Here is a 24,113-nt window from a genome sequence, read left to right as displayed (position 1 = left end):
CCGGCAAGCCAGCTCCCACAGTTTTTTGGGTGTACACAAAATCTGTGCACGACTCGGTCGCTGTGGGAGCTGGCTTGCCAGCGATAGCGGACTGTCAGTCGCCGTAGATGTCGGACTTGAAATACTTCTCGGAAATCTTCTGATATTCGCCGCTGGCACGAATCCCGTCGATGGCCGTATTCAACTGGCTGACCAGTTCGGTATTGCCCTTGCGCACCGCAATCCCCGCGCCTTCGCCCACGTACTTCGTATCCTTCAGTTCCGGCCCGACAAACGCGTAACCCTTGCCGCGTGGCATCGACAGGAAGTCGGTCAGCGGAATGGTGTCGGCAAAAATCGCATCGAGCCGCCCTGCTGCCAGGTCCATGTAGATTTCTTCGTTATTGCCATAGCGCTTGACGATGATGCCCTTGGGTTCGAAGACCTCGGTGGCATACCGGTCGGTGGTGGTCGCACGCTGCACACCGACGGTCTTGCCCTTGAGGCTGGCGTACTGGTCATCGACCGTGGCGCCTTCCTTCATCACCAGCCGCGACGAAGTGAAGTAGTACTTGTGGGTGAAATCCACCGACTTCTTGCGGTCTTCGTTGATGGTCATCGACGACAGCGCCATGTCGATTTTCTTCACTTTCAGCGAAGGGATCAGGCCATCGAACTCACCCTCGACCCACACGCACTTGACCTTCATCTGCGCACACAGGGCGTTGCCGATGTCGTAGTCGAAACCGACGATCTCGCCCTTGTCGGTTTTCGAGGCGAACGGCGGATAAGCGGCCTCAATGCCGATGCGCAGGGCTTTCTCAGCGGCAAAGGAATGGGTGCACGCCAACAGGCTCAGGGCCAGACCGGTGATGAGGGGGAGTTTCTTCATGTTCGTTCTCTCGCGGGTTGTTGTTGGTTTGGCAAGACAGAAGAAAAGAGCTGGAAAGGGGAATGCCTTTTTTGTACTTATAAATCCATATTGGACTCGCACGTACAAATCGTCAATTAGCTGAAGAAAGGTATTTGGTGTTGCGGATGGCCTAATCGCCGGCAAGCCAGCTCCCACAGGGTTCAGAGGTGTACATGAATATGTGCATGACACAAAACACTGTGGGAGCTGGCTTGCCAGCGATGACTGACTAGAGGGCGATGCAGTAATTACTTCTTCCAGCGATCCGCCGCAGCATGATCACTGTCACGCCCTTCCACCCAACGCGGGCCATCGCTGGTGTTCTCTTTTTTCCAGAACGGCGCGCGGGTTTTCAGGTAGTCCATGACAAAGGCGCAGGCGTCGAATGCCGCCTGGCGATGGGCGCTGGCCGCGCCGACGAACACAATCGGCTCGCCCGGCTCCAGCGCGCCGATGCGGTGCAGCACTTCCAGCTTCAACAGCGGCCAGCGCTGCTCGGCCTCGACGGCGATCTTGCCAAGGGCTTTTTCGGTCATGCCCGGATAGTGTTCGAGGAACATGCCGGCCACATCCAGCCCGTCATTAAAGTCGCGCACGTAGCCGACAAAACTCACCACCGCGCCAACGCCGACATTCGCCGCGTGCATCGCGTTGACTTCAGCGCCGGGATCGAACGCCGTGGACTGCACACGAATCGCCATGCCTCAGCCTCCGGTCACGGTGGGAAAGAACGCCACCTCGTCGCCGTCGCTCACCGGTTCGTCGAGCTGGCACAGGTCTTCGTTGCGCGCGCACATCAGGTTCTGCTCGCTCAAGACCTCGGCGCCATCGCGTTGCGCGAGCAGCGCACGGACATCGTCGACCGTGGCGAAATCGCCTTCGACCTTGACCGAGTCCACGCCCAGCGCTTCACGGTAACGGGCAAAGAATTTAACCGTCAGTTTCATGGTTGCTCCGCCTGAAAATGCCCGCTCTTGCCGCCGACCTTTTCCAGCAAACGCACGCTTTCGATGGTCATGCCCCGGTCCACCGCTTTGCACATGTCGTAAATGGTCAGCGCGGCAACGCTGGCAGCGGTCAGTGCCTCCATCTCCACGCCGGTCTGCCCGGAGAGCTTGCAGCGGGCGACGATGCGTACGCTGTCGTCGCCTTCTGCACTGAGTTCGACCTTGACTCCGGTGAGCATCAGCGGATGGCACAACGGGATCAGATCACTGGTTTTCTTCGCGGCCTGAATGCCGGCAATGCGAGCGACGGCAAACACGTCACCCTTGGGGTGGCCGCCGCTGACGATCATCTGCAGGGTTTCGGGCAGCATGCGCACCAGCGCCTGGGCGGTCGCCTCACGGAATGTCACGGCTTTTTCGGTGACGTCGACCATGTTGGCGCGACCTTGGGAATCGAGATGAGTCAGCACGGGATTACTCCTGATCAGGAGCGTGGATTGTAAACCTGTGGGTCAAATTTCCGCACCCACGAATTCTTCGTGTAGGAGCTGTCGCAGGCTGCGATCTTTTGACTTTGATTTTTAGAAACAAGATCAAAAGATCGCAGCCTTCGGCAGCTCCTACATCGGATCAGTGGCGCATCAATCAAGGGATTTGTGGTTCAGGCATAAAAAACCGGGCGACTTTGCGGCCGCCCGGTTTTATTGGAAGGGTTACAGATGCGATTCGGCGTATTCGGCCAGGATCGAGCGTGGCACGCCCTGCAGGGTGATGTGCACCCCGTTGGGGAAATCCTTGAAGCGTTCGGTCAGGTAGGTCAGCCCGGAACTGGTCGCGGACAGGTAAGGGGTGTCGATCTGTGCCAGGTTGCCCAGGCACACCACTTTGGAACCGGCGCCGGCCCGGGTGATGATGGTTTTCATCTGGTGCGGCGTAAGGTTCTGGCATTCGTCGATCAGGATCAGGCTCTGCTGGAAGCTGCGACCGCGAATGTAGTTGAGCGATTTGAACTGCAACGGCACTTTGCTGAGGATGTAATCGACGCTGCCATGGGTGTTTTCATCATCCATGTGCAAAGCTTCGAGGTTGTCGGTGATGGCCCCCAGCCAGGGCTCCATTTTTTCCGCTTCGGTGCCGGGCAGGAAGCCGATTTCCTGGTCCAGGCCCTGCACGCTGCGGGTCGCGATGATGCGGCGATAGCGCTTGCTGACCATGGTCTGCTCGATCGCCGCGGCCAGCGCCAGAATGGTTTTACCGGAACCGGCAGCACCCGACAGGTTGACCAGATGAATGTCCGGATCCAGCAGCGCGTAGAGCGCCAGACTCTGATAGATGTCCCGTGGTTTGAGGCCCCAGGCTTCCTGGTGCAGCAGCGGTTCCTGGTGCAGGTCGAGGATCAGCAGCTTGTCTTCCTGGATTTCCTTGATCCAGCCGACAAAGCCTTGTTCGTCAATGATGAACTCGTTGATGTGCACCGCGGGCAGGTTGTCGATCAGCTGCACCTGATGCCACGTGCGGCCGTGATCCTGACGGGTATCGACCTTGCTCACGCGGTCCCAGAAGGAGCCGGTCATGTTGTGGTAGCCGTTGGGCAGCAGGGACACGTCATCGACCAGCTGGTCGGTGCTGTAGTCCTCGGCATCGATGCCGCAGGCGCGCGCCTTGAGGCGCATGTTGATGTCTTTGGTGACCAGCACCACCGCCTTCTGCGGATCACGGGTGTGCAGGTCGATCAACTGGTTGATGATTTTGTTGTCGTTCAGATGCTCGGGCAGAATCAGGTTCGACTCGGCCTGTTTGCTCATCAGAATTGACAGCAAGCCTTTCGGCCCGCCCTTGCCGCGCTGGATCGGCACGCCCAGCTCGACGTCCTCGGGGGAGGCATCGCCCAGGGTCTTGTCGATCAGGCGGATCGCCTGGCGGCATTCGGCAGCAACGCTGTGATGGCCGCTCTTGAGCTTGTCCAGCTCCTCAAGCACGGTCATCGGGATCGCGACGTGGTGTTCTTCGAAATTCAGCAGGGCATTTGGATCGTGAATCAATACGTTGGTATCGAGTACATAAAGGATTGGCTGGTTGGAAGAAGGGCTACGTCCGTGATCATCCATACTCGGTCACCTTTGTGGGAGCCATTCGACGCAATACCTGGGCGGTGCTGCGCCTCGAAGTGACTGCCGAATTCATCCACGAGGGCCTGGATGAACTGCACACAAAAGGAGTCTTGGAAGACGCCACCTGTGTTGCAGGTTTCGGCGGTCTGTCTTCGTAATACTCCAAAACCCATGACATAAAAAAGCACTTTGACGGTTTTTTTAAGTTTATTTTGCAGAGTGACGAAAAGCCCTTGGCGGACCGTGCAGACCCCGCTAAAGTCGGAAGTCCGCCTGCATCGAATTCTCTGAAAAAATCGCCAAAGGCCCAATGTTTCCGGGCTTTTTCCGTTTACTAGCGAAACCCGTCCTGACAGTCTTCAAAGCCGATGCCGCTTTGCGCAGTCTGCGTGATCAGCCACGGCAACGCGGTCCTCACCGCATCCTGTTTCATGTTGAAATTGATCACCCCGTGGCGCCATAACAGCATCAGGGTCAGCACTCGCTGCGCGCTCTGCGCACCGTTGAGCTTGCCGGCACCATCCTGGGCATGGATGTCCCACAGCGCCACTTGCAGGCCCTGATTGCGCAAGAAGCTGCCAGCATCAGAGCGACGCTGCCCCTCCGGCGGACGGAACAGCGGCACGTAGTTTTCCGGCAACTTGTTCTTCACCAGGTCACTGCTGCGGCGCACCGAGTCCTGCCAGTCCTGCCAATAGCTGTGGGAACGGAACTCCCACCCCTGCACGCCGACACAATGCTTCGAGAACTCCGATTGCAGGTTGCTCACCGAGCGATCCGCCAGTCGCGCCTGCACGTCCTTGCCCAACAGGAAGAACGTGCCGCTGAGATTGGCTTTGCGCAGGTAGTCGGCGATCCAGTCGGTGTTGTCCGGCTGCAGATTGGCAGCACTGTCGAAACTCAGCAGAAACAGCCGGTCATGCATCTCGTCGCCGCTGCGTTCATAGTCGCCGAAACGATCGATTTCACTGCTGGTCTGCGGCGACAGCGCGGCCTTGCGCATCAGCTCGTCCAGGTACTGCAGATGAAACAACCGGCTCGGTTCGGCCCATTTGGTGTAATAACTGTCGTCGCTGACCACGAACTTGGCGGCCTGCTCGCGCAGGGTCGGCAGGTCTTCGACGAGGAAGCAGAACGAGGCATCCTGATCGCAGCTCTGCTGGGCGAAGTTGTAGTTGGCCAACAGATGTTCCCAGAGCCGCTGCCGCAGGCGGCTGATCGCGTCGACATTGACCGTGCGCAGGCCAAGACGCTGGGCCAGCGCAGCCTCGTCCAGCGCTTCGGTGCCGAGCAGGCCCCGGGCGAACATGAGGATTTCCGCGCGCGAGGCGACGTCGAACAGCGTCGGATTGCTGAGCTGCTCCGGCCAGGTGCTGCGATCCAGCGTCGCGACATCGCCCGGTGCCGCCATGGCCCCGCAGCTCATCAGCCACGCCGTGAATAAAAGAACAATGCGCAAAGGGGTGTCTCCATAACCAAACCCGCGCGGCACTATATCGCGGGTGGCCGCAGGACAATCAAAAGAAAGATCAAAAGATCGCAGCCTCCGGCAGCTCCTACAAAGGCAGCCAACAGTCGACCGTAACCTGTAGGAGCTGCCGAAGGCTGCGATCTTTTCCAGCACACCATCGATCACCTATGGGCTTGATAGCTGGAGTCAACCCGGCCAACCCCCTAGAATCGCCCCCACGATTAAAGGAGACGACTTCATGCTGATGGTGATTTCCCCCGCCAAGACCCTCGATTACGAAACACCGCCGGCGACCCAGCGCTTTACCCAGCCGCAATACCTCGACCATTCCCAGGAGCTGATCCAGCAACTGCGCGAACTGAGCCCGGCACAAATCAGCGAACTGATGCACGTGTCCGACAAGATTGGCGGCCTCAACGCCGCGCGTTTCGGCAGCTGGACGCCCGCCTTCACCCCGGAAAACGCCAAGCAGGCGCTGCTCGCCTTTAAAGGTGATGTGTACACCGGCCTCGACGCCCAGTCCTTCAGCGAAGCCCAGTTCGACTACGCGCAAAAGCACCTGCGCATGCTCTCCGGGCTCTATGGTCTGCTGCGTCCGCTGGATCTGATGCAGCCGTATCGTCTGGAAATGGGCACCAAGCTGACCAACGCCCGTGGCAAGGACCTCTACGCGTTCTGGGGCACCCGCATCAGCGAATGGCTCAACGAAGCCCTGGCCGAGCAAGGTGACGACGTGCTGCTGAACCTGGCGTCCAACGAGTACTTCTCGGCGGTCAAGCGCAGCGCCCTGAACGCGCGGATCATCAACACCGAGTTCAAGGACCTGAAGAACGGTCAGTACAAGATCATCAGCTTCTACGCAAAGAAGGCCCGAGGACTGATGAGCCGTTTCGTGATTCAGGAAAAAATCAATGATCCCGCCCTGCTCAAACAGTTCGACGTGCAGGGTTATCAGTACAGCGCCGAGCAGTCGAAACCGGACAATCTGGTGTTTCTGCGCGACCACGCCCCGGAATAAAGCATGCCCAATGCACGACTCTTTCTATAAGGAGTCGTGCAGCTCGCACGACGTCAAAAATCCCCCGCCTCATTTCGCCGTTTTATTGGCGCCATAAAATCGTCCCGTCCGATTTTAATTTTAGTTTCACTCGACACCCGCACTTTTTTTCAGTAGTGGCACGTAAATTTTTTTACGGTAGTGGCACAAAACTATCGAGCTCGATTGCGCACCGATTAATAAAGGCCCAAATCGAAAGTGCTATCAATTTGAGACCAGTGCCATCTTTGTCAATATTTCAAAAAATTTCAGATTTCGCGATGAGCGGGTAGGAACTATGTCCAAATGCATAGCTCATACCACCGGTAACGATTCTCGCCGAGTTTGTACGAGATAACTTACGCAGAGCGGAGAACCATGTAACCAAGTTGTCACAGCAACTTGCCTAGATGGTTCACTCATCTGATCAACTAACGATGGATAGGTGATACGCACCATAAACATCCTCTACAAGGCCAAGGCTGCGCCCCTGTAAACGTGCTCGCCTGAGCACCCAACCGCTTGATCTACGGGCTTTTCGTCCGACATCAGGTGGACTGAAAACATGCACAAGAGTCTTCCAGCAAGAGGATCCGCTGCATAACAGGGCAAGTCATAACAACCAGGCCTAGTTGCGCACATCTTGAGTGCACTTATTTAGACACTCGGAACTTAGTATGCCTGCACACGGCATTGTGGCGCCTGTTTGCCGCACTTTCGAGTGCACTATGACCGCTGAACACCATTAACTCCGGCCATCTAATGGCTTGATAAAACACAGAGGTATTTGCGATGCGCATCAGCATATTTGGTTTGGGTTACGTTGGCGCAGTATGTGCCGGTTGCCTGTCTGCACGGGGCCATGACGTGGTTGGCGTCGATGTTGCCAAAGACAAGATCGACATGATCAACGCCGGCAAGTCGCCGATTGTTGAACCGGGTCTGGGCGAACTTCTGGCCCAGGGTATCGAGACCGGTCGTCTGCGCGGTACAACCAACTTCGCCGAGGCAATTCGTGACACCGACCTGTCGATGATCTGCGTCGGTACACCGAGCAAGAAGAACGGCGACCTGGAACTGAACTACATCGAGGCGGTGTGCCGCGAGATCGGTTTCGTGCTGCGTGAAAAATCCACCCGCCACACCATCGTGGTGCGCAGCACCGTGCTGCCGGGTACCGTCGCCAACGTGGTCATCCCGATCCTCGAAGACTGCTCGGGCAAGAAGGCCGGTGTCGATTTCGGCGTCGCGGTCAACCCGGAATTCCTGCGTGAATCCACCGCGATCAAGGACTACGACCTGCCACCGATGACCGTCATCGGCGAGTTCGACAAGGCCTCGGGCGACGTTCTGCAATCGCTGTACGAAGAACTCGACGCACCGATCATCCGCAAGGACATCGCTGTCGCCGAGATGATCAAGTACACCTGCAACGTCTGGCACGCAACCAAGGTCACCTTCGCCAACGAGATCGGCAACATCGCCAAAGCGGTCGGTGTCGATGGCCGTGAAGTGATGGACGTGGTCTGCCAGGACAAGACCCTCAACCTGTCCCAGTACTACATGCGCCCGGGCTTCGCCTTCGGCGGTTCGTGCCTGCCCAAAGACGTGCGCGCCCTGACCTACCGCGCCGGTTCGCTGGACGTCGAAGCACCGCTGCTCAACTCGCTGATGCGCAGCAACGAATCGCAAGTGCAGAACGCCTTCGACATCGTTGAAAGCCACGACAAACGCAAAGTCGCCCTGCTCGGCCTGAGCTTCAAGGCCGGCACCGACGACCTGCGCGAAAGCCCGCTGGTGGAACTGGCCGAAATGCTGATCGGCAAGGGCTACGACCTGAGCATCTACGACAGCAACGTCGAGTACGCCCGTGTTCACGGCGCGAACAAAGACTACATCGAGTCGAAGATCCCGCACGTGTCGTCCCTGCTCAACGCGGACTTCGATTCGGTGATCGACAACTCCGACGTGATCATCCTCGGCAACCGCGACGAGAAATTCCGCGCGCTGGCCCAGGAAGCACCGCAAGGCAAACAGGTCATCGACCTGGTCGGCTTCATGGCCAAAGCCACCAACCCAGGTACTCGCACTGAAGGTATCTGCTGGTAAGTCAGCCTTCCGGCCGGGGGATTTGAACCCCCGGCCGGTTCTTCGCCTGCCTTAACCCCATCGGGCCACCCGACAGGCTCGCCCGAGATAGAGACGGATGCAGATTATGCACAGGCTAAAGCACGGCCTACTTCAGGCCGCCGGTTGGCTGTTTTACCTCAGTTTGTTGATGGGTCTGGCCTTGATGCTGCCCACGTCCACATTCGACTCCGAGTCGAAGGACTTCATTTTCCTGATTGGCGCCGTGGGTATCTGGCGCTACTCGATGGGTGCAACGCACTTTGTGCGCGGCATGATTTTTCTCTACATCGTTTACCCGCACCTGCGCCGCAAAGTGCGCAAGCTGGGTAAAGCGGCGGACCCGTCGCATGTGTTTCTGATGGTCACCAGTTTCCGTATCGACGCGCTGACCACCGCGCAGGTCTACAGCTCGGTGATCCGCGAAGCCATCGACTGCGACCTGCCGACCACCGTGGTCTGCTCGATCGTCGAAATGTCCGATGAGCTGCTGGTGAAAGCGCTGTGGGCGCGGATGAATCCGCCAGACCGGGTGAAGCTCGACTTCGTGCGCATTCCCGGCACCGGCAAGCGTGATGGCCTGGCCTACGGTTTCCGCGCGATCTCCCGTCACCTGCCGGACGACCGCGCCGTGGTGGCCGTGATCGACGGCGACACCGTGCTCGGCGAAGGCACCGTGCGCAAGACCGTGCCGTGGTTCCAGCTGTTCGGCAATGTCGGCGGCCTGACCACCAACGAATTCTGCGAAGTGCGCGGCGGCTACATCATGAGCGAATGGCACAAGCTGCGTTTCGCCCAGCGTCACATCAACATGTGCTCGATGGCCCTGTCCAAGCGCGTACTGACCATGACCGGGCGTATGTCGGTGTTCCGCGCCACCGTGGTGACCGATCCGGAATTCATCGCCGACGTCGAAAGCGACTCGCTGCAACACTGGCGCCTGGGTCGTTTCAAGTTCCTCACCGGTGACGACAAATCGAGCTGGTTCAGCCTGATGCGTCTGGGTTACGACACCTTTTACGTGCCGGACGCCGCGATCAACACCGTTGAACATCCGCCGGAAAAGAGCTTCATCAAGGCCAGCCGCAAGCTGATGTTCCGCTGGTACGGCAACAACCTGCGTCAGAACTCGCGAGCGCTGGGCCTGGGTGTGAAACGCCTCGGCGCCTTCACCTCGGTGGTGCTGTTCGACCAGCGTGTGTCGATGTGGACCTCGCTGCTGGGCCTGACCGTGGCGATCATCGCCAGCTTCAAGTACGGCGGTGCGTTCATCCTCGCCTACCTGCTGTGGATCGGCATCACGCGCCTGATTCTGACCTTGCTGCTGTCGTGCTCCGGTCACCGGATCGGCCCGGCCTATCCCGTGATTCTGTATTACAACCAGATCGTCGGTGCGCTGGTGAAGATCTACGTGTTCTTCCGCCTCGACCAGCAATCCTGGACGCGCCAACCCACTTCCCTGACCCGTGATCTCGCCAGCTTTCAACGTTGGTTCAACACCTGGTCGTCTCGGACCATGACCTTCTCCGCCGGCAGCATTTTCGTCGCCGTGCTGCTGATGATGGTCTGACCTGCCCCTATTGAATTAACAAGGAAATCGCCCCCATGAATACCGCCGTCAACGCCAACGTAGTGCATGAATCCGAAGCCCAGCGTCAGCACGCCCGAGTGAAAATCCCGGCCAAACTGCGCTTCTTCGGCCCGGACCGGACGCCGGTCGAGGCGCGGGTCCTGGACCTGTCCGCCGGTGGTCTGGCGTTCAACGCCGGACAACTGCCGCTCAAGACCGGCGACGTGTACAAGGCACGCCTGCAATTCGTGATCGACAACCTCGGCCTGGCCATGGACGTCGAACTGCAAGTGCGCTCCTACGACCGCCAGAGCGGCCGCGTCGGTTGCCAGTTCCAGAACCTCGAACCGCAAGACATCTCGACCCTGCGTCACCTGATCACGTCGCACCTGGCCGGCGACATCGTCAGCATGGGTGAAGTGCTGGCGACGCTGCAGCGCGACAACTTCACCAAGGCGCGCAAGGTCAAGGACGGCGGCAGCGGCATGACCCCGTTCGGGCGTCTGAAAGCGGTGACCTTCAGCGCCGGGGTATTCGCCATCGGCCTGGTGGCGTTCGGTTTCGTCTTCAAGTCGGTGTACGGCATGTACTTCGTCAGCCATGCGCAGGCCGGTCTGGTCAGCGTACCGGGAATGAACATCACCATGCCGCGTGACGGCACCGTGCAGAGCCTGGTCAAGTCCGACGGCGTCGCCGCCAAAGGCGCCCCGCTGGCGACCTTCAGCACCAGCATGCTCGACGTGCTCAAGGGCCATCTCGACGAAGACCAGTTGCAACCGGCCAAGGTGGAAGAACTGTTCGGCAAGCAGATGACCGGCACCCTGACCTCGCCGTGCGATTGCACCGTGGCCCAGCAACTGGTGGCTGACGGTCAGTACGCAAGCAAAGGCGACGTGATCTTCACCCTGGTACCGCGCAACACCCAGGCCACCGTCGATGCGCGCTTCTCCTATCGCCAGTTCGGCGACGTGCGTCCGGGGACGCCAGTGAGCTTCCAGATCGCCGGCGAAGACCAGACCCGCACCGGCAAGATCGTCAGCAGCACCAGCCTGAAAAGCGCCGACCTGTCCTCCGACATCCGCGTGCAGATCCAGCCGGACGAACCGCTGGACAGCAGCTTCGCCGGCCGTCCGGTGGAAGTGAATAGCGACCGTGGTCCGAACCTGAACTGGCTGATCGACAAAGCCATGGCTGCCGGTCTTTAAGTCGAGGACATGCCTGTGACTATCATCCGTCTCCTGAGAACACCGCGATCCCTGTGGGAGCTGGCTTGCCAGCGATTGGATCAACGCGGTCTGTCTGACACACCGAGCCGCCTGAATCGCTGGCAAGCCAGCTCCCACAAAGGTCATATGGTGTGCTCGCTGGCACTGGCCGTCAGCCTCGCCGGTTGCGCCGGCCTGCCCGACCAGCGCCTGGCCAACGAAGCGCTCAAGCGTGGCGACACTGCCACTGCCGCGCAGAACTACCGCGCACTGGCCGATCTGGGTTACAGCGAGGCGCAAGTCGGTCTCGCCGATATCCAGGTCGACAGCCGCGACCCCGAGCAGATCAAACAGGCCGAAGCGACCTACCGCGCCGCCGCCGACGTGTCGCCACGGGCCCAGGCCCGTCTCGGTCGCCTGCTGGTGGCCAAGCCCGGTTCCACCGAAGCCGAGCACCACGAAGCTGAAAGCCTGCTGAAAAAAGCCGCCGCCAACGGCGAAGGCAACACGTTGATCCCGCTGGCGATGCTGTACCTGCAATTCCCGCACAGCTTCCCGAATATCAACGCGCAGCAGCAGATCGATCAGTGGCGCAAATCCGGTTACCCGGAAGCGGGTCTGGCGCAGGTGCTGCTGTATCGCACCCAAGGCACTTACGACCAGCATCTGGATGACGTGGAAAAGATCTGCAAGGCCGCGCTCAACACCACCGACATCTGCTACGTCGAACTGGCCACGGTGTATCAGAAACGTGCCCAGCCTGAGCAACAGGCCGAGCTGCTCAAGCAGATGCAGGCCGGTTACAGCCGCGGCACGGTCAGCGCGCAGCGCGTCGATTCGGTGGCCCGCGTGCTGGCCGATTCGACCCTCGGCAAAACCGACGAGAAGACCGCGCAGTCGCTGCTCGAACCGATCGCCCCGGGCTACCCGGCATCGTGGGTGACCCTCGCGCAGCTGCTTTACGACTTCCCGGAACTGGGCGACGTCGATCAGATGATGAAGTACCTGGACAACGGCCGCGCCGCCGACCAGCCGCGCGCCGAACTGTTGCTGGGCAAGCTCTACTACGAAGGCAAACTGGTGCCGGCCGACGCAAAAGTCGCCGAAGAACATTTCCAGAAAGCCGTCGGCCGCGAAGTCGCCGCTGACTACTACCTCGGCCAGATCTATCGCCGTGGTTACCTGGGCAAGGTCTATCCGCAGAAGGCTCTCGACCACCTGCTGACCGCTGCGCGCAACGGCCAGAACAGCGCTGATTTCGCCATCGCCCAACTGTTTTCCCAAGGCAAGGGCACCAAGCCCGACCCGCTCAACGCCTATGTATTCAGCCAATTGGCCAAGGCGCAGAACACCCCGCAAGCCGATGAACTGGCGACCACCCTCGCAGCGCAATTGCCGCCCGAGCGTCTGGCCGAAGCCCAGCGCCTGCTGCAACAGGAACAGGCCAGCCGTGGCGCCCTGAACCAGAACACGCTGCAACTGCACGCCCTGCAAGAAGAAGACGGCGAGGAATCCCTATGAAGTTGAATCCCTTTGTGAAGGCTGGCATTGGCCTCACGTTCGCGCTGATCTGGTCTTGCCCGACACTGGCCGCGATCACTGAAACCAAGAACTTCGGTCTGGAAGTGAAAATCACCGGCCAGTCCGAAGACGACCGCGACCTCGGCACCGCCAGCGGCGGCGACGTCAACGGTGTGGGCCTGGACCTGCGTCCGTGGGTCTACGGCGAAAGCGGTGCGTGGAGCGCCTACGCCATGGGCCAGGCCGTGACCTCGACCGACATTATCGAAACCGACACCCTGCAGCAGTCCGACGGTGAACAAACCACCGACAACAGCGACCGCAAAACCAAGAAAAACTACCTGGCGATGCGCGAATTCTGGGTCGGCTACAGCGGCCTGACGCCGTACCCCGGCGAGATGCTCAAGTTCGGTCGCCAGCGTCTGCGCAATGACGACGGCCAATGGCGTGACACCAACATCGAAGCGCTGAACTGGACCTTCGACACCACCCTGCTGCGCGCCAACGTCGGTGTCGCCGAACGCTTCAGCGAATACCGCACCGACCTCAAAGAGCTGGCGCCGAAAGACAAGGATCGCCTGCACGCCTACGCCGATGCCGCCTACCAGTGGACGCCGGGTAACTGGGTCGGCATTCGCGGTCACCACACCCACGATAACGGCAAGCTCGACTACGCCGAACCGGGCGTGCCCCGCGACACCCTCGACAAAACCCAGAACGGCGACATCAGCTGGCTCGGTCTGACCGTCGACAGTGACGCCTACAACTGGCGCAACACCAACACCGTCAACTACTGGGGCAGCATCACCGGCATGAGCGGCGACCTTGATTCGGTCAACCCGCTGACCGCCGATGGCAGCCGTCCGGCCCAAGCCAAGCGCAGTGATGACATCAACGGCTGGGCCACCGACCTGGGCGTGCGCCTGCGCCTCGATCCGCAGTGGCAGGTCGGTGCAGCCTACGCCCGCGCCAGCGCCGATTACCAGCAGAACGGTCTGGAAAGCAACCGCTCCAACTACACCGGTACCCGCTCGCGCGTGCACCGTTTCGGCGAAGCATTCCGTGGCGAAATGAACAACATGCAGACCGCGACCCTGTTCGGTTCGTGGATGCTCAACGACCAGTACGACGCCAGCCTGATCTACCACAAGTTCTGGCGCGTGGACGGCAACAAGCCGGTGGGCAGCAACGGCATCAACGCCGTGGAAAACAACACCGACGACGTCACCGGCGCAATCCTCTCCAGCACCTCGCTGCCACTGCAGGATGGCAACAAGGACCTGGGTCAGGAAATGGACCTGGTGGTGACCAAGTACTTCAAGCAAGGCTTGCTGCCGGCGGCGTTGAGCCAGTCGATCGACGAGCCGTCGGCGCTGGTGCGTTTCCGTGGCGGTGTGTTCAAGCCGGGTGATGCCTATGGCAGCCAGGTCGATTCGTACATGCACCGCGCGTTCATCGACGTGATCTGGCGCTTCTGATGCAAACCGCCAAGGGAGTGCCCGACATGCACCATGCAAGGAAAGGCTCGCTCAGCCTGTTGGCCGGCGCCATGCTGCTGGCCTCCGCTGGCGCGTTCGCCACGGTGGAACCGGCCAAGCCGGTGACCACCGCCAAAGAGCTGCAACAAGCCAAGACCTACACCGTCAGCAGCGCGCCGACCGAGGCGCTGGAGCTGGCCAAGCCGAAACTGCCCGACCTGTCCGGCTTCACCGCCGAGGCTGCCGCTGCGAAGATCAATCGCAGCAAAGCAGGCAAGATCAGCGTGCGCCGGATGATGCAGGAAGACGCCCTGAAGGACTTCATCGGCGGCGACAACAAGATGGCTGAATGGGTGGTGCGTCAGCACGGTATCCCGCAGGCGATCTTCGTCGACGACGGTTACCTGAACCTCAAGGATCTGGCGCAGAAGCTGCCCAAGCAGTACTTCAGCGAGACCTCGCCGGGCGTGTACCTGGCGAAGCTGCCGATTGTGGTCGGCCGCAAAGGCATCCTCGAAATCGATGGTCAGACCCAGGAGTTGCGCCTGTCGCAAGAGGCCGGTTCGTTCCTGGTCAACGACGGTCAGTTGTTTGTGCGTGACACCAAAGTCACTGGCTGGCGCGAGAAGGACAATGGCCCGGCCACCTTCCGTTCGCCGAAGGAATTCCGTCCGTTCCTGCTGGCCTGGGGCGGCACCGAGACCTACATCGTCAACAGCAAGATGGCCAGTTTCGGTTACGCCAACAGTAAGTCGTACGGGGTGAGTATTTCCCAGTACACGCCGAACATGGCCAAGGTCCTCAAGCGTCCCGAGCCGACCGGCTGGATCGTCGGCTCCGAGTTCTCCGACATGTGGTACGGCTTCTACTGCTACGAGACCCGCGACTTCGTGGTCAAGGGCAACACCTACAAGGACAACATCGTCTACGGCATCGACCCGCACGACCGTTCCCACGGTCTGATCATTGCCGAGAACACCGTCCACGGTACGAAGAAGAAGCACGGCATCATCATTTCCCGAGAAGTGAACGACAGCTTCATCTTCAACAACAAGAGCTACGACAACCACCTCTCGGGCCTGGTGATCGACCGTAACAGCGTCAACAACATCATTGCCTACAACGAGATCTACAAGAACCACACGGACGGCATCACCCTCTACGAGTCCGCCGACAACCTGCTGTGGGGCAACAAGGTCATCAGCAACAAGCGCCACGGCATCCGCATTCGTAACAGCGTGAACATCCGCCTCTACGAAAACGTCGCCATGGCCAACGGGCTGACCGGCGTCTACGGCCACATCAAGGACCTGACCGACACCGACCGCGACATCAAGCTCGACCCGTTCGACGCGCAAGTCTCGCTGATCGTGGTCGGCGGTGAACTGGCGGCCAACGGCAGCGGGCCGATGGCCATCGACTCGCCGTTGAGCGTCGAGCTGTATCGCGTATCGATGCTGGCGCCGACCAAGTCCAGCGGCATCAGCTTCAACGGCATCCTCGGCGAGCGCCAGGATGAAATTCTCGACCTGCTGGTGCGCCAGCAGAAAGCCGTACTGATCGACCCTGTCGAACGCCAGACCGAACTGCGGGACTGAGGATAATTTTATGCACCCACATTTGATCAAATTACTCAGCCTGTCGGCCCTGACCGTGGGCATTCTGGCAGCCAGCAATGCTGCCCGCGCCGATGAAGCGGCGGGCGCCACCGCGCCAAAATTCAGCGCCGAACCGTGCTGCAACCTGTGCCCGGCTGCGCACGACGCGAAGAACTACACCACGCGCTATCAGCAGAACTTCACCACCCTGGTGCAGGCGCAGGGCGACTGGCTGTTCCGTACCCAGGAAGATTTGCGCACCGAGTTCAACACTACCCCGGCCGGCTACAAACGCCTGCAACAACTGCACGATGCGTTCAAGGCCAAAGGCGTCGAACTGGTGATCGTTTACCAGCCGACCCGTGGTCTGGTGAACCGCAACAAGCTCAACCCGCAGGAAAAAGCCGCGTTCGATTACGAGAAAGCGCTGGGCAACTACAAGACCATGCTCGGCCGTTTCGCCAAGATGGGTTACGTGGTACCGGACCTGTCGCCGCTGACCAACGAATCGCTGCCGGACACCCTGCCCGCCCACGATTTCTACTTCCGCGGCGACCAGCACTGGACCCCATACGGTGCTCAGCGCACAGCGAAAATCGTCGCCGAGAAGGTCAAGCAGATCCCGGCCTTCGCCGACATTCCCAAGCGTGAATTCGAGACCAAGCGCACCGGGCGCATGGGCAAGACCGGCACCCTGCACAATATGGCCGGGCAACTGTGCGGCACCAGTTACGCGATCCAGTACATGGACCAGTTCACCACCGAGCCGAAAGGCGAGGCCGGTGACGGCGACCTGTTCGGTGATTCCGGCAACCCGCAAATCACCCTCGTCGGTACCTCGCACAGCGGCAAGAACTACAACTTTGCCGGCTTCCTCGAAGAAGCGATTGGCGCCGACATCCTCAATGTCGCCTTCCCCGGCGGTGGTCTCGAAGGTTCGATGCTGCAGTACCTCGGTAGCGATGAATTCCAAAAGACCCCGCCGAAGATTCTGATCTGGGAATTCTCGCCGCTGTACCGCCTCGACCAGGAAACCATCTATCGCCAGATGATGGCGCTGCTGGATAACGGTTGCGAAGGCAAGGAAACCCAAATGTCCGCCAGCACCACGCTTAAGCCTGGCGGCAAACAGGAACTGCTGGTCAACAGCAAGAACCTGAACCTGCAGAACAGCAGCCATCAGGTCGACATCCGCTTCGCCGACACCTCGGTGAAAACCCTGCAAGCCACCCTCTGGTACATGAACGGTCGCCACGAGGACATCAAGATCGAGAAACCGGAAACCTCCGACACCGACGGTCGTTTCGCCTTTGAGCTGCGCACGGACGAAGACTGGGCCTCGCAAAATCTGCTGGCCGTCGAAGTCCAGGGCCCGGAAGCGGGTACCGCGCCGCAAAAAGTCGAAGCGAAAATCTGCAAACGCAACGTATTCCCGGGCGCTGGGCCACAAACCGCTCAGCTCGGGCAATGAGGTCTGCTATGCGAAATCGAACGATCAAACACCTGCTTGCGCCATCCCTGTTGACCCTGGCGATGTTCGCCGGGGCCACTCAGGCCGCCGCGCCATTGCGCCCGCCGCAGGGCTATTTCGCCCCGGTGGATAAATTCAAGAGCGGCGACAACAGCGAAGGCTGCGACGCGATGCCGACGCCGTACACCGGACCGCTGCAATTTCGCAGCAAATACGAAGGCTCGGACAAGGCCCGCGCGACCCTGAACGTGCAGTCGGAAAAAGCTTTCCGCGACACCACCAAGGACATCACCACCCTGGAGCGCGGCACCGCCAAACGAGTGATGCAGTTCATGCGCGACGGCCGGCCGGAGCAGCTCGACTGCACGCTGAACTGGCTGACCGCGTGGGCCAAGGCCGATGCATTGATGTCGAAAGACTTCAACCACACCGGCAAGTCGATGCGCAAATGGGCACTGGGCAGCATGGCCTCTTCGTACATCCGCCTGAAGTTCTCCGATTCGCATCCGCTGGCCACGCATCAGCAAGAAGCGCAGCAGATCGAGGCGTGGTTCAGCAAGATGGCCGATCAGGTGGTCAGCGACTGGGACAACCTGCCGCTGGAAAAAACCAACAACCACTCGTACTGGGCCGCCTGGTCGGTGATGGCCACCGCTGTCGCCACCAACCGTCGCGACCTGTTCGACTGGGCGGTGAAGGAATACAAGGTCGGGGTCAATCAAGTCGACGCCGACGGCTTCCTGCCCAACGAACTCAAGCGCCAGCAACGCGCCCTCGCCTATCACAACTACGCCCTGCCGCCACTGGCGATGATTGCCAGCTTCGCCCAGGTCAACGGGGTGGATCTGCGTCAGGAAAACAACAGCGCGCTCAAGCGTCTGGGTGATCGGGTGCTGGCCGGGGTGAAAGACCCGGATCAGTTCGAGGAAAAGAACGGCAAGAAACAGGACATGACCGACCTGAAAGAAGACATGAAATTCGCCTGGCTTGAACCGTTCTGCACCCTCTACACCTGCCCGGCAGATGTGATCGAGAAGAAGCACGGCATGCAACCGTTCAAGACCTTCCGCCTCGGCGGCGACCTGACCAAGGTCTACGACCCGTCGCACGAGAAGGGCAACAAAGGTTCATAAGGCCAAAACCCTGTAGGAGCTGCGGCACGCTGCGATCTTTTGACTTTGATTTTCAAAAGACCAGATCAAAAGATCGCAGCCTTCGGCAGCTCCTACAGGGCGGCAGCGAGATTTGAGTTAGCCCTCCGGTTTTACGTGGGGGGTTTGGGGGGGCTTTGGCCCTTGACTGTTGGTTCAAACATGGAGAGATCGGGATGGTATTTTCATCCAACGTGTTCCTGTTTCTGTTCTTGCCGATCTTTCTCGGCTTGTACTACTTGAGCGGGCAACGCTATCGCAACCTGTTGCTGCTGATCGCCAGCTACGTGTTCTACGCGTGGTGGCGGGTGGACTTCCTGGCGCTGTTCGCCGGGGTCACCCTGTGGAACTACTGGATCGGCCTGAAAGTCGGTGCCGCCGGCGTGCGTACCAAACCGGCGCAGCGCTGGCTGCTGCTCGGCGTCGCGGTCGACCTGTGCATCCTCGGCTACTTCAAATACGCCAATTTCGGCGTGGACAGCATCAACGCGATCATGACCTCGTTCGGTCTGGAACCGTTCATCCTGACCCACGTGCTGCTGCCGATCGGTATCTCGTTCTACATCTTCGAATCGATCAGCTACATCATCGACGTGTACCGCGGCGACACCCCGGCCACGCGCAACCTGATCGACTTCGCAGCGTTCGTGGCGATCTTCCCGCACCTGATTGCCGGCCCGGTTCTGCGCTTCCGCGACCTCGCCGATCAATTCAACAACCGCACCCACACCCTCGACAAGTTCTCCGAGGGCTGCACGCGGTTCATGCAGGGTTTCATCAAGAAGGTGTTCATCGCCGACACCCTCGCGGTAGTGGCCGACCACTGCTTCGCCCTGCAAAACCCGACTACGGGTGATGCCTGGCTGGGCGCGCTGGCGTACACCGCGCAGCTGTATTTCGACTTCTCCGGTTACAGCGACATGGCCATCGGTCTGGGCCTGATGATGGGTTTCCGCTTCATGGAAAACTTCAAGCAGCCGTACATCAGCCAGTCGATCACCGAGTTCTGGCGTCGCTGGCACATCAGCCTGTCGACCTGGCTGCGTGACTACCTGTACATCACCCTCGGCGGTAACCGCAAAGGCACGCTGATGACCTATCGCAACCTGTTCCTGACCATGCTGCTGGGTGGTCTGTGGCACGGCGCGAACATCACTTACATCGTCTGGGGCGCCTGGCACGGCATGTGGCTGGCGATCGAAAAAATGCTCGGCATCAACACCTCGCCGCGCAGCCTCAACCCGATCCGCTGGGCGCTGACCTTCCTGCTGGTGGTGATGGGCTGGGTGATCTTCCGTGCCGAGAACCTGCACGTCGCCGGGCGCATGTACGGCGCGATGTTCAGCTTCAGCGACTGGTCGCTGTCGGAACTCAACCGCGCCAGCCTCACCGGTCTGCAAGTGGCAACCCTGGTGGTGGCGTACGCAACGCTGGCGTTCTTCGGCCTGCGTGATCTGTACACCAACCAGCCTCCGGTCAAAACCAAGCCAGTGGTCAACGTCGAAACCGACGGCCCTGCCGCTGCGACTCCGGGAACGATCAAAGCCGCACCCGGCGAAAACCCGGCGAGCATCCACGAGCCTGGCTACACCGTCGGCGTCGAAGCCCAGGTGCAACCGGCGTACTGGACGGCGGACTGGTCGCGTTACGTGATGCGCGGGCTGATCCTGCTGCTGTTCATCGCCTCGATTCTCAAACTCTCGGCGCAAAGCTTCTCGCCGTTCCTTTACTTCCAGTTCTGAGGGATCTGACATGACCCGCTCATTACGCATCTTCTACATCGCGCTGTTTCTGCTGACCCTGCTGGTGCTCGGTCTGTGGTCGGTGCGCAGCTTCTTCGGCTTCAACACCAATGCCGACGCGACGGTACTCAACGGCCGCTGGACCAAAGCCGTGGAAACCCACTACGACGATCAGTTTCCGATCAAGCGACTGGGCACCAACCTCTGGGCGGCGCTGGATTTCAAACTGTTCAACGAAGGGCGTCCGGGCGTGGTGCTCGGTCGCGATCAGTGGCTGTACAGCGACGAAGAATTCAACCCGATCGTCAACGAAGAGCTGAACCTGCAAGGCAACTACGCGCTGGTCGAAGGCGTGCGCCAGACCCTGAAAGAGAAAGGCGTGAAACTGGTGATGGCGATCGTGCCGGCCAAGGTGCGCCTGTACCCGGAACACCTGGGTGAAGTGAAACCGGCAAGCATTCACGCCAACCTTTATCAGGACTTCCACGCCCGTGTCGCGGCAGACAAGATCCTCGCCCCGGACCTGCTCGGCCCGCTGCAACAAGCCAAGCAAAACGGTCAGCAAGTGTTCCTGCGCACCGACACCCACTGGACCCCGGAAGGCGCCGAAATCGCCGCCAACACCCTGGCCAAGACCATCGCCGACAAGTTCCCGCTCAGCGGCGAGCCGCAGCGCTTCGTCACCACGCCAGCGGAGAAGGTCACGCACAAGGGCGACCTGCGTCTGTTCCTGCCGCTGGATCCGCTGTTCGAAAACCTGATGCCGGCGCAAGAACCGCTGCAAAAGCGCAACACCGTGGCCGCCGAGCAACCGGCTGGTGACGACGCGCTGTTCGCCAGCAGCGAAGTACCGGTCGCACTGATCGGCACCAGCTACAGCGCCAACCCCAACTGGAACTTCGTCGGTGCGCTGAAACAAGCGCTGCACAGCGACGTGGTCAATTACGCCGAGGACGGCCACGGCCCGATCCTGCCGATGCTCAGCTACCTGAAAAGCGATGACTTCAAGAACAGCCCGCCACAGGTGCTGATCTGGGAGTTTCCTGAACGATATCTGCCTGTGAACAACGAAATCGGCGACGCCGACCCGCAGTGGGTCGCAGAGCTCAAACAAGCCGGTGCTCGCCAACAAAACGTAGCCATCAACACTAAATCCGAGACGCCCGATCGGGCGCAAAACTGAAAGAGAGGTAACACCATGACTTTCACTACTACTCCTCGTCGTCTCGCCAAACGCTTCGCACTGGTTGCGGGTCTGAGCGTGCTGTCGGTCCAGGCCTTTGCCGGTGGCGACGCCGCGCTGTACGGCCCGACCGCGCCGAAAGGCTCGACCTTCGTGCGGGTCTACAACGCCAGCAACGCCGAAGTCAGCGCCACCGTCGGCAGCACCAATCTGAGTGACGTAGCGCCACTGGCCAGCAGCGACTTCAGCTTCATGCCGGGCGGTGACTACAGCGCCAAAGTCGGCAGCCAGACCCTGCCGGTCAAACTGGCCGGTGACCACTACTACACCCTGGTCAACAACGCGTCCGGCGCGCCGCAACTGATCGAGGAACCGCCGTTCAAGAACAAGCAGAAATCCCTGGTGCGCGTGCAGAACCTCAGCGACAAGCCGCTGACCCTGAAGACCGCCGACGGCAAGACCGAAGTGGTGCCGAACGTGGCCGCCAAGGGCCGTGGCGAGCGTGAAATCAACCCGGTGAAAGTCAGCCTGGCGCTGTACGAAGGTGACAAGAAAGTCGGCGACGTGAAACCGGTCGCGCTGGAGCGCGGTGAGGCCGCGGTGCTGTACGTCACCGGCTCCGGCAGCAGCCTGTCGCCAGTCTGGGTGAAACGCCCGGTGTCGACTCGCTAACAATTTCCCGATGAGACGCTGATCCCTGTAGGAGCTGCGGCACGCTGCGATCTTTTGACGTTGTTTTTAAAGATCAAGAACAACAGATCGCAGCCTTCGGCAGCTCCTACAGGGGAATGCCGCGGCCTCTCGGTACGAGACAACAACAAGAGTGAAACGACACAACGTTCGTGCCTCTAACCAATCGATTTTTATGGAGTAAACAACATGATTCCGGTGATCTTGTCAGGTGGTAGCGGTTCACGTCTTTGGCCGCTTTCGCGTAAGCAATTCCCTAAACAATTCCTGGCCCTGACCGGTGAACACACGCTGTTCCAGCAAACGCTGGAGCGCCTGGTGTTCGAAGGCATGGACACGCCGATCGTGGTCTGCAACAAGGATCACCGTTTCATCGTCAACGAACAGTTGGCCAACCGTAACCTCGAATGCCAGCGCATCCTCATGGAGCCGTTCGGCCGCAACACCGCACCAGCGGTAGCGCTGACTGCGATGATGCTGGTCAATGAAGGGCGTGACGAACTGATGCTGGTGCTGCCGGCCGACCACGTGCTGGAAGACCAGAAAGCCCTGCAACGCGCCCTCGCCCTGGCCACCGTCGCCGCCGAAAACGGCGAGATGGTGCTGTTCGGCGTGCCGGCGACCAAACCGGAAACCGGCTACGGCTACATCAAATCCACCGGCGACTCGCTGCTGCCAGAAGGCGTCAGCCGCGTTTCGCATTTCGTTGAAAAACCTGACGTCAAACGCGCCACTGAGTACGTTGAATCAGGCGGCTACTACTGGAACAGCGGCATGTTCCTGTTCCGCGCCAGCCGCTTCCTCGAAGAGCTGAAAAAGCACGATCCGGACATCTACGACACCTGCCTGCTGACCCTTGAGCGCAGCCAGCAGGACGCCGACACCATCACCTTCGACGAAGCCACCTTCGCTTGCTGCCCGGACAACTCCATCGACTACTCGGTGATGGAAAAAACCCAGCGCGCCTGCGTGGTGCCGCTGACCGCCGGCTGGAGCGATGTCGGTTGCTGGTCGTCGCTGTGGGAAGTCAACGAGAAGGATGCCAACGGCAACGTCAGCAAGGGCGATGTGGTGATCCAGGACAGCAAGAACTGCATGATCCACGGCAACGGCAAACTGGTGTCGGTGATCGGCCTGGAAAACATCGTCGTGGTCGAAACCAAGGACGCGATGATGATCGCCCACAAGGACAAGGTCCAGGGCGTCAAGCAGATGGTCAACACGCTCAACGAGCAGGGTCGCAGCGAAACCCAGAACCACTGCGAGGTCTACCGTCCGTGGGGCTCGTATGACTCGGTGGACATGGGCGGCCGTTTCCAGGTCAAGCACATCTCGGTCAAGCCGGGCGCGTGCCTGTCGCTGCAGATGCACCACCACCGCGCCGAACACTGGATCGTGGTCAGCGGCACCGCCGAAGTGACCTGCGATGACAACGTGTTCCTGCTCTGCGAGAACCAGTCGACCTACATCCCGATCGCCTCGGTGCACCGCCTGCGCAACCCGGGCAAGATCCCGCTGGAAATCATCGAAGTGCAGTCGGGTTCGTACCTGGGTGAAGACGATATCGAGCGCTTCGAAGACATCTACGGTCGCTCCACCCCGATCGAACGCGGCGTGTCGGTGAAAACCATCGCGCAGTGATCTCCCGGCAATAGGAAGCCCCCGTCCAGCCCGCTGCGTCCCCTATCCGCAGTGGGTTGGGCGGGGGCTTTTTTTAGAAGCAAAAGATCGCAGCCTGCGGCAGCTCCTACAGGGAAAACGCGTTCAAACTGTAGGAGCTGCCGTGTTGTGGTCGAATTTTTTTAGACCATGATGTAGGAGCGTCGATTTAAGGAAGCATCATGGGATATCGGGTTGTTACGTCAGAGGAAAAAGCAGAAGCCATTCGCTTGGTCGTGGAGATGAATTACTCCATCCCTA

Annotated in this window: 19 protein-coding genes; 13 read left to right on the top strand and 6 right to left on the bottom strand. The window is 60.0% G+C overall.

Annotation, left to right across the window (positions count from 1 at the left end):
- Positions 1-94: 94 nt before the first annotated feature.
- The 6 genes from HXW87_RS08845 to HXW87_RS08820 all read right to left on the bottom strand — a co-directional run bounded on the left by HXW87_RS08845 (position 95) and on the right by HXW87_RS08820 (position 5,409).
- Positions 95-871 carry an ABC transporter substrate-binding protein gene (locus HXW87_RS08845; RefSeq protein WP_239778777.1) on the bottom strand — a complete coding sequence of 259 codons (777 nt, stop codon included), beginning with the start codon at positions 869-871 and terminating at the stop codon, positions 95-97.
- A gap of 269 nt (positions 872-1,140) precedes the next feature.
- On the bottom strand, positions 1,141-1,593 hold the full coding sequence (gene moaE / locus HXW87_RS08840; protein ID WP_007965204.1) for a molybdopterin synthase catalytic subunit MoaE: 453 nt from the start codon (positions 1,591-1,593) through the stop codon (positions 1,141-1,143).
- A 3-nt stretch (positions 1,594-1,596) separates the two neighbouring features.
- Positions 1,597-1,839, bottom strand: a complete 243-nt coding sequence (gene moaD / locus HXW87_RS08835) for a molybdopterin converting factor subunit 1 (RefSeq protein WP_108181749.1) — start codon at positions 1,837-1,839, stop codon at positions 1,597-1,599.
- Positions 1,836-2,309 carry a cyclic pyranopterin monophosphate synthase MoaC gene (gene moaC, locus HXW87_RS08830; RefSeq protein ID WP_007972660.1) on the bottom strand — a complete coding sequence of 158 codons (474 nt, stop codon included), beginning with the start codon at positions 2,307-2,309 and terminating at the stop codon, positions 1,836-1,838. Before moaC ends, moaD begins: the two co-directional genes overlap by 4 nt.
- Before the next feature lie 243 nt (positions 2,310-2,552).
- Positions 2,553-3,947, bottom strand: a complete 1,395-nt coding sequence (locus tag HXW87_RS08825) for a PhoH family protein (protein WP_041064814.1) — start codon at positions 3,945-3,947, stop codon at positions 2,553-2,555.
- Between the two features lie 337 nt (positions 3,948-4,284).
- Positions 4,285-5,409, bottom strand: coding sequence for a polysaccharide deacetylase family protein (locus HXW87_RS08820; protein WP_239778776.1), 1,125 nt, complete (start codon positions 5,407-5,409; stop codon positions 4,285-4,287).
- Between the two features lie 250 nt (positions 5,410-5,659).
- Between HXW87_RS08820 and yaaA the strand changes: the two genes are divergently transcribed.
- From yaaA to HXW87_RS08755, 13 genes are all read left to right on the top strand, one after another.
- Positions 5,660-6,439: a peroxide stress protein YaaA gene (gene yaaA, locus HXW87_RS08815; RefSeq protein ID WP_239778775.1), complete on the top strand. Its 780-nt coding sequence runs from the start codon at positions 5,660-5,662 to the stop codon at positions 6,437-6,439.
- A gap of 810 nt (positions 6,440-7,249) precedes the next feature.
- Positions 7,250-8,566 (top strand): UDP-glucose/GDP-mannose dehydrogenase family protein, encoded by a 1,317-nt coding sequence (locus tag HXW87_RS08810; protein ID WP_041064820.1) that lies wholly within the window; start codon positions 7,250-7,252, stop codon positions 8,564-8,566.
- 103 nt (positions 8,567-8,669) lie between these two features.
- On the top strand, positions 8,670-10,154 hold the full coding sequence (gene alg8, locus HXW87_RS08805; protein ID WP_179294994.1) for a mannuronan synthase: 1,485 nt from the start codon (positions 8,670-8,672) through the stop codon (positions 10,152-10,154).
- A 35-nt stretch (positions 10,155-10,189) separates the two neighbouring features.
- Positions 10,190-11,359, top strand: a complete 1,170-nt coding sequence (locus HXW87_RS08800; protein ID WP_047292670.1) for an alginate biosynthesis protein Alg44 — start codon at positions 10,190-10,192, stop codon at positions 11,357-11,359.
- 15 nt (positions 11,360-11,374) lie between these two features.
- A complete protein-coding gene (gene algK, locus HXW87_RS08795) occupies positions 11,375-12,880 on the top strand; it encodes an alginate biosynthesis TPR repeat lipoprotein AlgK (protein WP_275588960.1) in 1,506 nt (501 codons plus the stop codon).
- On the top strand, positions 12,877-14,358 hold the full coding sequence (locus HXW87_RS08790) for an alginate export family protein (RefSeq protein WP_239778774.1): 1,482 nt from the start codon (positions 12,877-12,879) through the stop codon (positions 14,356-14,358). Before algK ends, HXW87_RS08790 begins: the two co-directional genes overlap by 4 nt.
- Positions 14,359-14,384: 26 nt before the next feature.
- Positions 14,385-15,956 carry a mannuronan 5-epimerase AlgG gene (gene algG / locus HXW87_RS08785; protein WP_047293038.1) on the top strand — a complete coding sequence of 524 codons (1,572 nt, stop codon included), beginning with the start codon at positions 14,385-14,387 and terminating at the stop codon, positions 15,954-15,956.
- Between the two features lie 10 nt (positions 15,957-15,966).
- Positions 15,967-17,427 carry an alginate O-acetyltransferase gene (locus HXW87_RS08780; RefSeq protein ID WP_047292668.1) on the top strand — a complete coding sequence of 487 codons (1,461 nt, stop codon included), beginning with the start codon at positions 15,967-15,969 and terminating at the stop codon, positions 17,425-17,427.
- An 8-nt stretch (positions 17,428-17,435) separates the two neighbouring features.
- Positions 17,436-18,560: a mannuronate-specific alginate lyase gene (locus HXW87_RS08775; RefSeq protein WP_239778773.1), complete on the top strand. Its 1,125-nt coding sequence runs from the start codon at positions 17,436-17,438 to the stop codon at positions 18,558-18,560.
- Positions 18,561-18,754: 194 nt separating this feature from the next.
- Positions 18,755-20,320, top strand: coding sequence for an MBOAT family protein (locus HXW87_RS08770; RefSeq protein ID WP_121183802.1), 1,566 nt, complete (start codon positions 18,755-18,757; stop codon positions 20,318-20,320).
- Between the two features lie 10 nt (positions 20,321-20,330).
- A complete protein-coding gene (locus HXW87_RS08765) occupies positions 20,331-21,503 on the top strand; it encodes an alginate O-acetyltransferase (RefSeq protein ID WP_047292663.1) in 1,173 nt (390 codons plus the stop codon).
- A 15-nt stretch (positions 21,504-21,518) separates the two neighbouring features.
- Positions 21,519-22,175: an alginate O-acetyltransferase AlgF gene (locus HXW87_RS08760; protein WP_041064839.1), complete on the top strand. Its 657-nt coding sequence runs from the start codon at positions 21,519-21,521 to the stop codon at positions 22,173-22,175.
- A gap of 207 nt (positions 22,176-22,382) precedes the next feature.
- Positions 22,383-23,834, top strand: coding sequence for a mannose-1-phosphate guanylyltransferase/mannose-6-phosphate isomerase (locus HXW87_RS08755; protein ID WP_041064843.1), 1,452 nt, complete (start codon positions 22,383-22,385; stop codon positions 23,832-23,834).
- Positions 23,835-24,113: the final 279 nt, after the last annotated feature.

Source organism: Pseudomonas sp. Y5-11, from assembly GCF_022368695.1.
In the GTDB taxonomy this organism is placed as follows: Bacteria; Pseudomonadota; Gammaproteobacteria; order Pseudomonadales; family Pseudomonadaceae; genus Aquipseudomonas; species Aquipseudomonas parakoreensis.
Note: the sequence above shows the minus strand (reverse complement) of the source record. Positions and strands in the feature narration are given on the sequence as shown.

Bases quoted from the DNA above. Each gene is read 5' to 3' on its own strand.
- HXW87_RS08845 (WP_239778777.1), bottom strand. From the start codon at position 871: ATGAAGAAACTCCCCCTCATCACCGGTCTGGCCCTGAGCCTGTTGGCG.
- moaE (WP_007965204.1), bottom strand. From the start codon at position 1,593: ATGGCGATTCGTGTGCAGTCCACGGCGTTCGATCCCGGCGCTGAAGTC.
- moaD (WP_108181749.1), bottom strand. From the start codon at position 1,839: ATGAAACTGACGGTTAAATTCTTTGCCCGTTACCGTGAAGCGCTGGGC.
- HXW87_RS08825 (WP_041064814.1), bottom strand. From the start codon at position 3,947: ATGGATGATCACGGACGTAGCCCTTCTTCCAACCAGCCAATCCTTTAT.
- yaaA (WP_239778775.1), top strand. From the start codon at position 5,660: ATGCTGATGGTGATTTCCCCCGCCAAGACCCTCGATTACGAAACACCG.
- HXW87_RS08810 (WP_041064820.1), top strand. From the start codon at position 7,250: ATGCGCATCAGCATATTTGGTTTGGGTTACGTTGGCGCAGTATGTGCC.
- HXW87_RS08800 (WP_047292670.1), top strand. From the start codon at position 10,190: ATGAATACCGCCGTCAACGCCAACGTAGTGCATGAATCCGAAGCCCAG.
- HXW87_RS08790 (WP_239778774.1), top strand. From the start codon at position 12,877: ATGAAGTTGAATCCCTTTGTGAAGGCTGGCATTGGCCTCACGTTCGCG.
- algG (WP_047293038.1), top strand. From the start codon at position 14,385: ATGCACCATGCAAGGAAAGGCTCGCTCAGCCTGTTGGCCGGCGCCATG.
- HXW87_RS08780 (WP_047292668.1), top strand. From the start codon at position 15,967: ATGCACCCACATTTGATCAAATTACTCAGCCTGTCGGCCCTGACCGTG.
- HXW87_RS08775 (WP_239778773.1), top strand. From the start codon at position 17,436: ATGCGAAATCGAACGATCAAACACCTGCTTGCGCCATCCCTGTTGACC.
- HXW87_RS08770 (WP_121183802.1), top strand. From the start codon at position 18,755: ATGGTATTTTCATCCAACGTGTTCCTGTTTCTGTTCTTGCCGATCTTT.
- HXW87_RS08765 (WP_047292663.1), top strand. From the start codon at position 20,331: ATGACCCGCTCATTACGCATCTTCTACATCGCGCTGTTTCTGCTGACC.
- HXW87_RS08760 (WP_041064839.1), top strand. From the start codon at position 21,519: ATGACTTTCACTACTACTCCTCGTCGTCTCGCCAAACGCTTCGCACTG.
- HXW87_RS08755 (WP_041064843.1), top strand. From the start codon at position 22,383: ATGATTCCGGTGATCTTGTCAGGTGGTAGCGGTTCACGTCTTTGGCCG.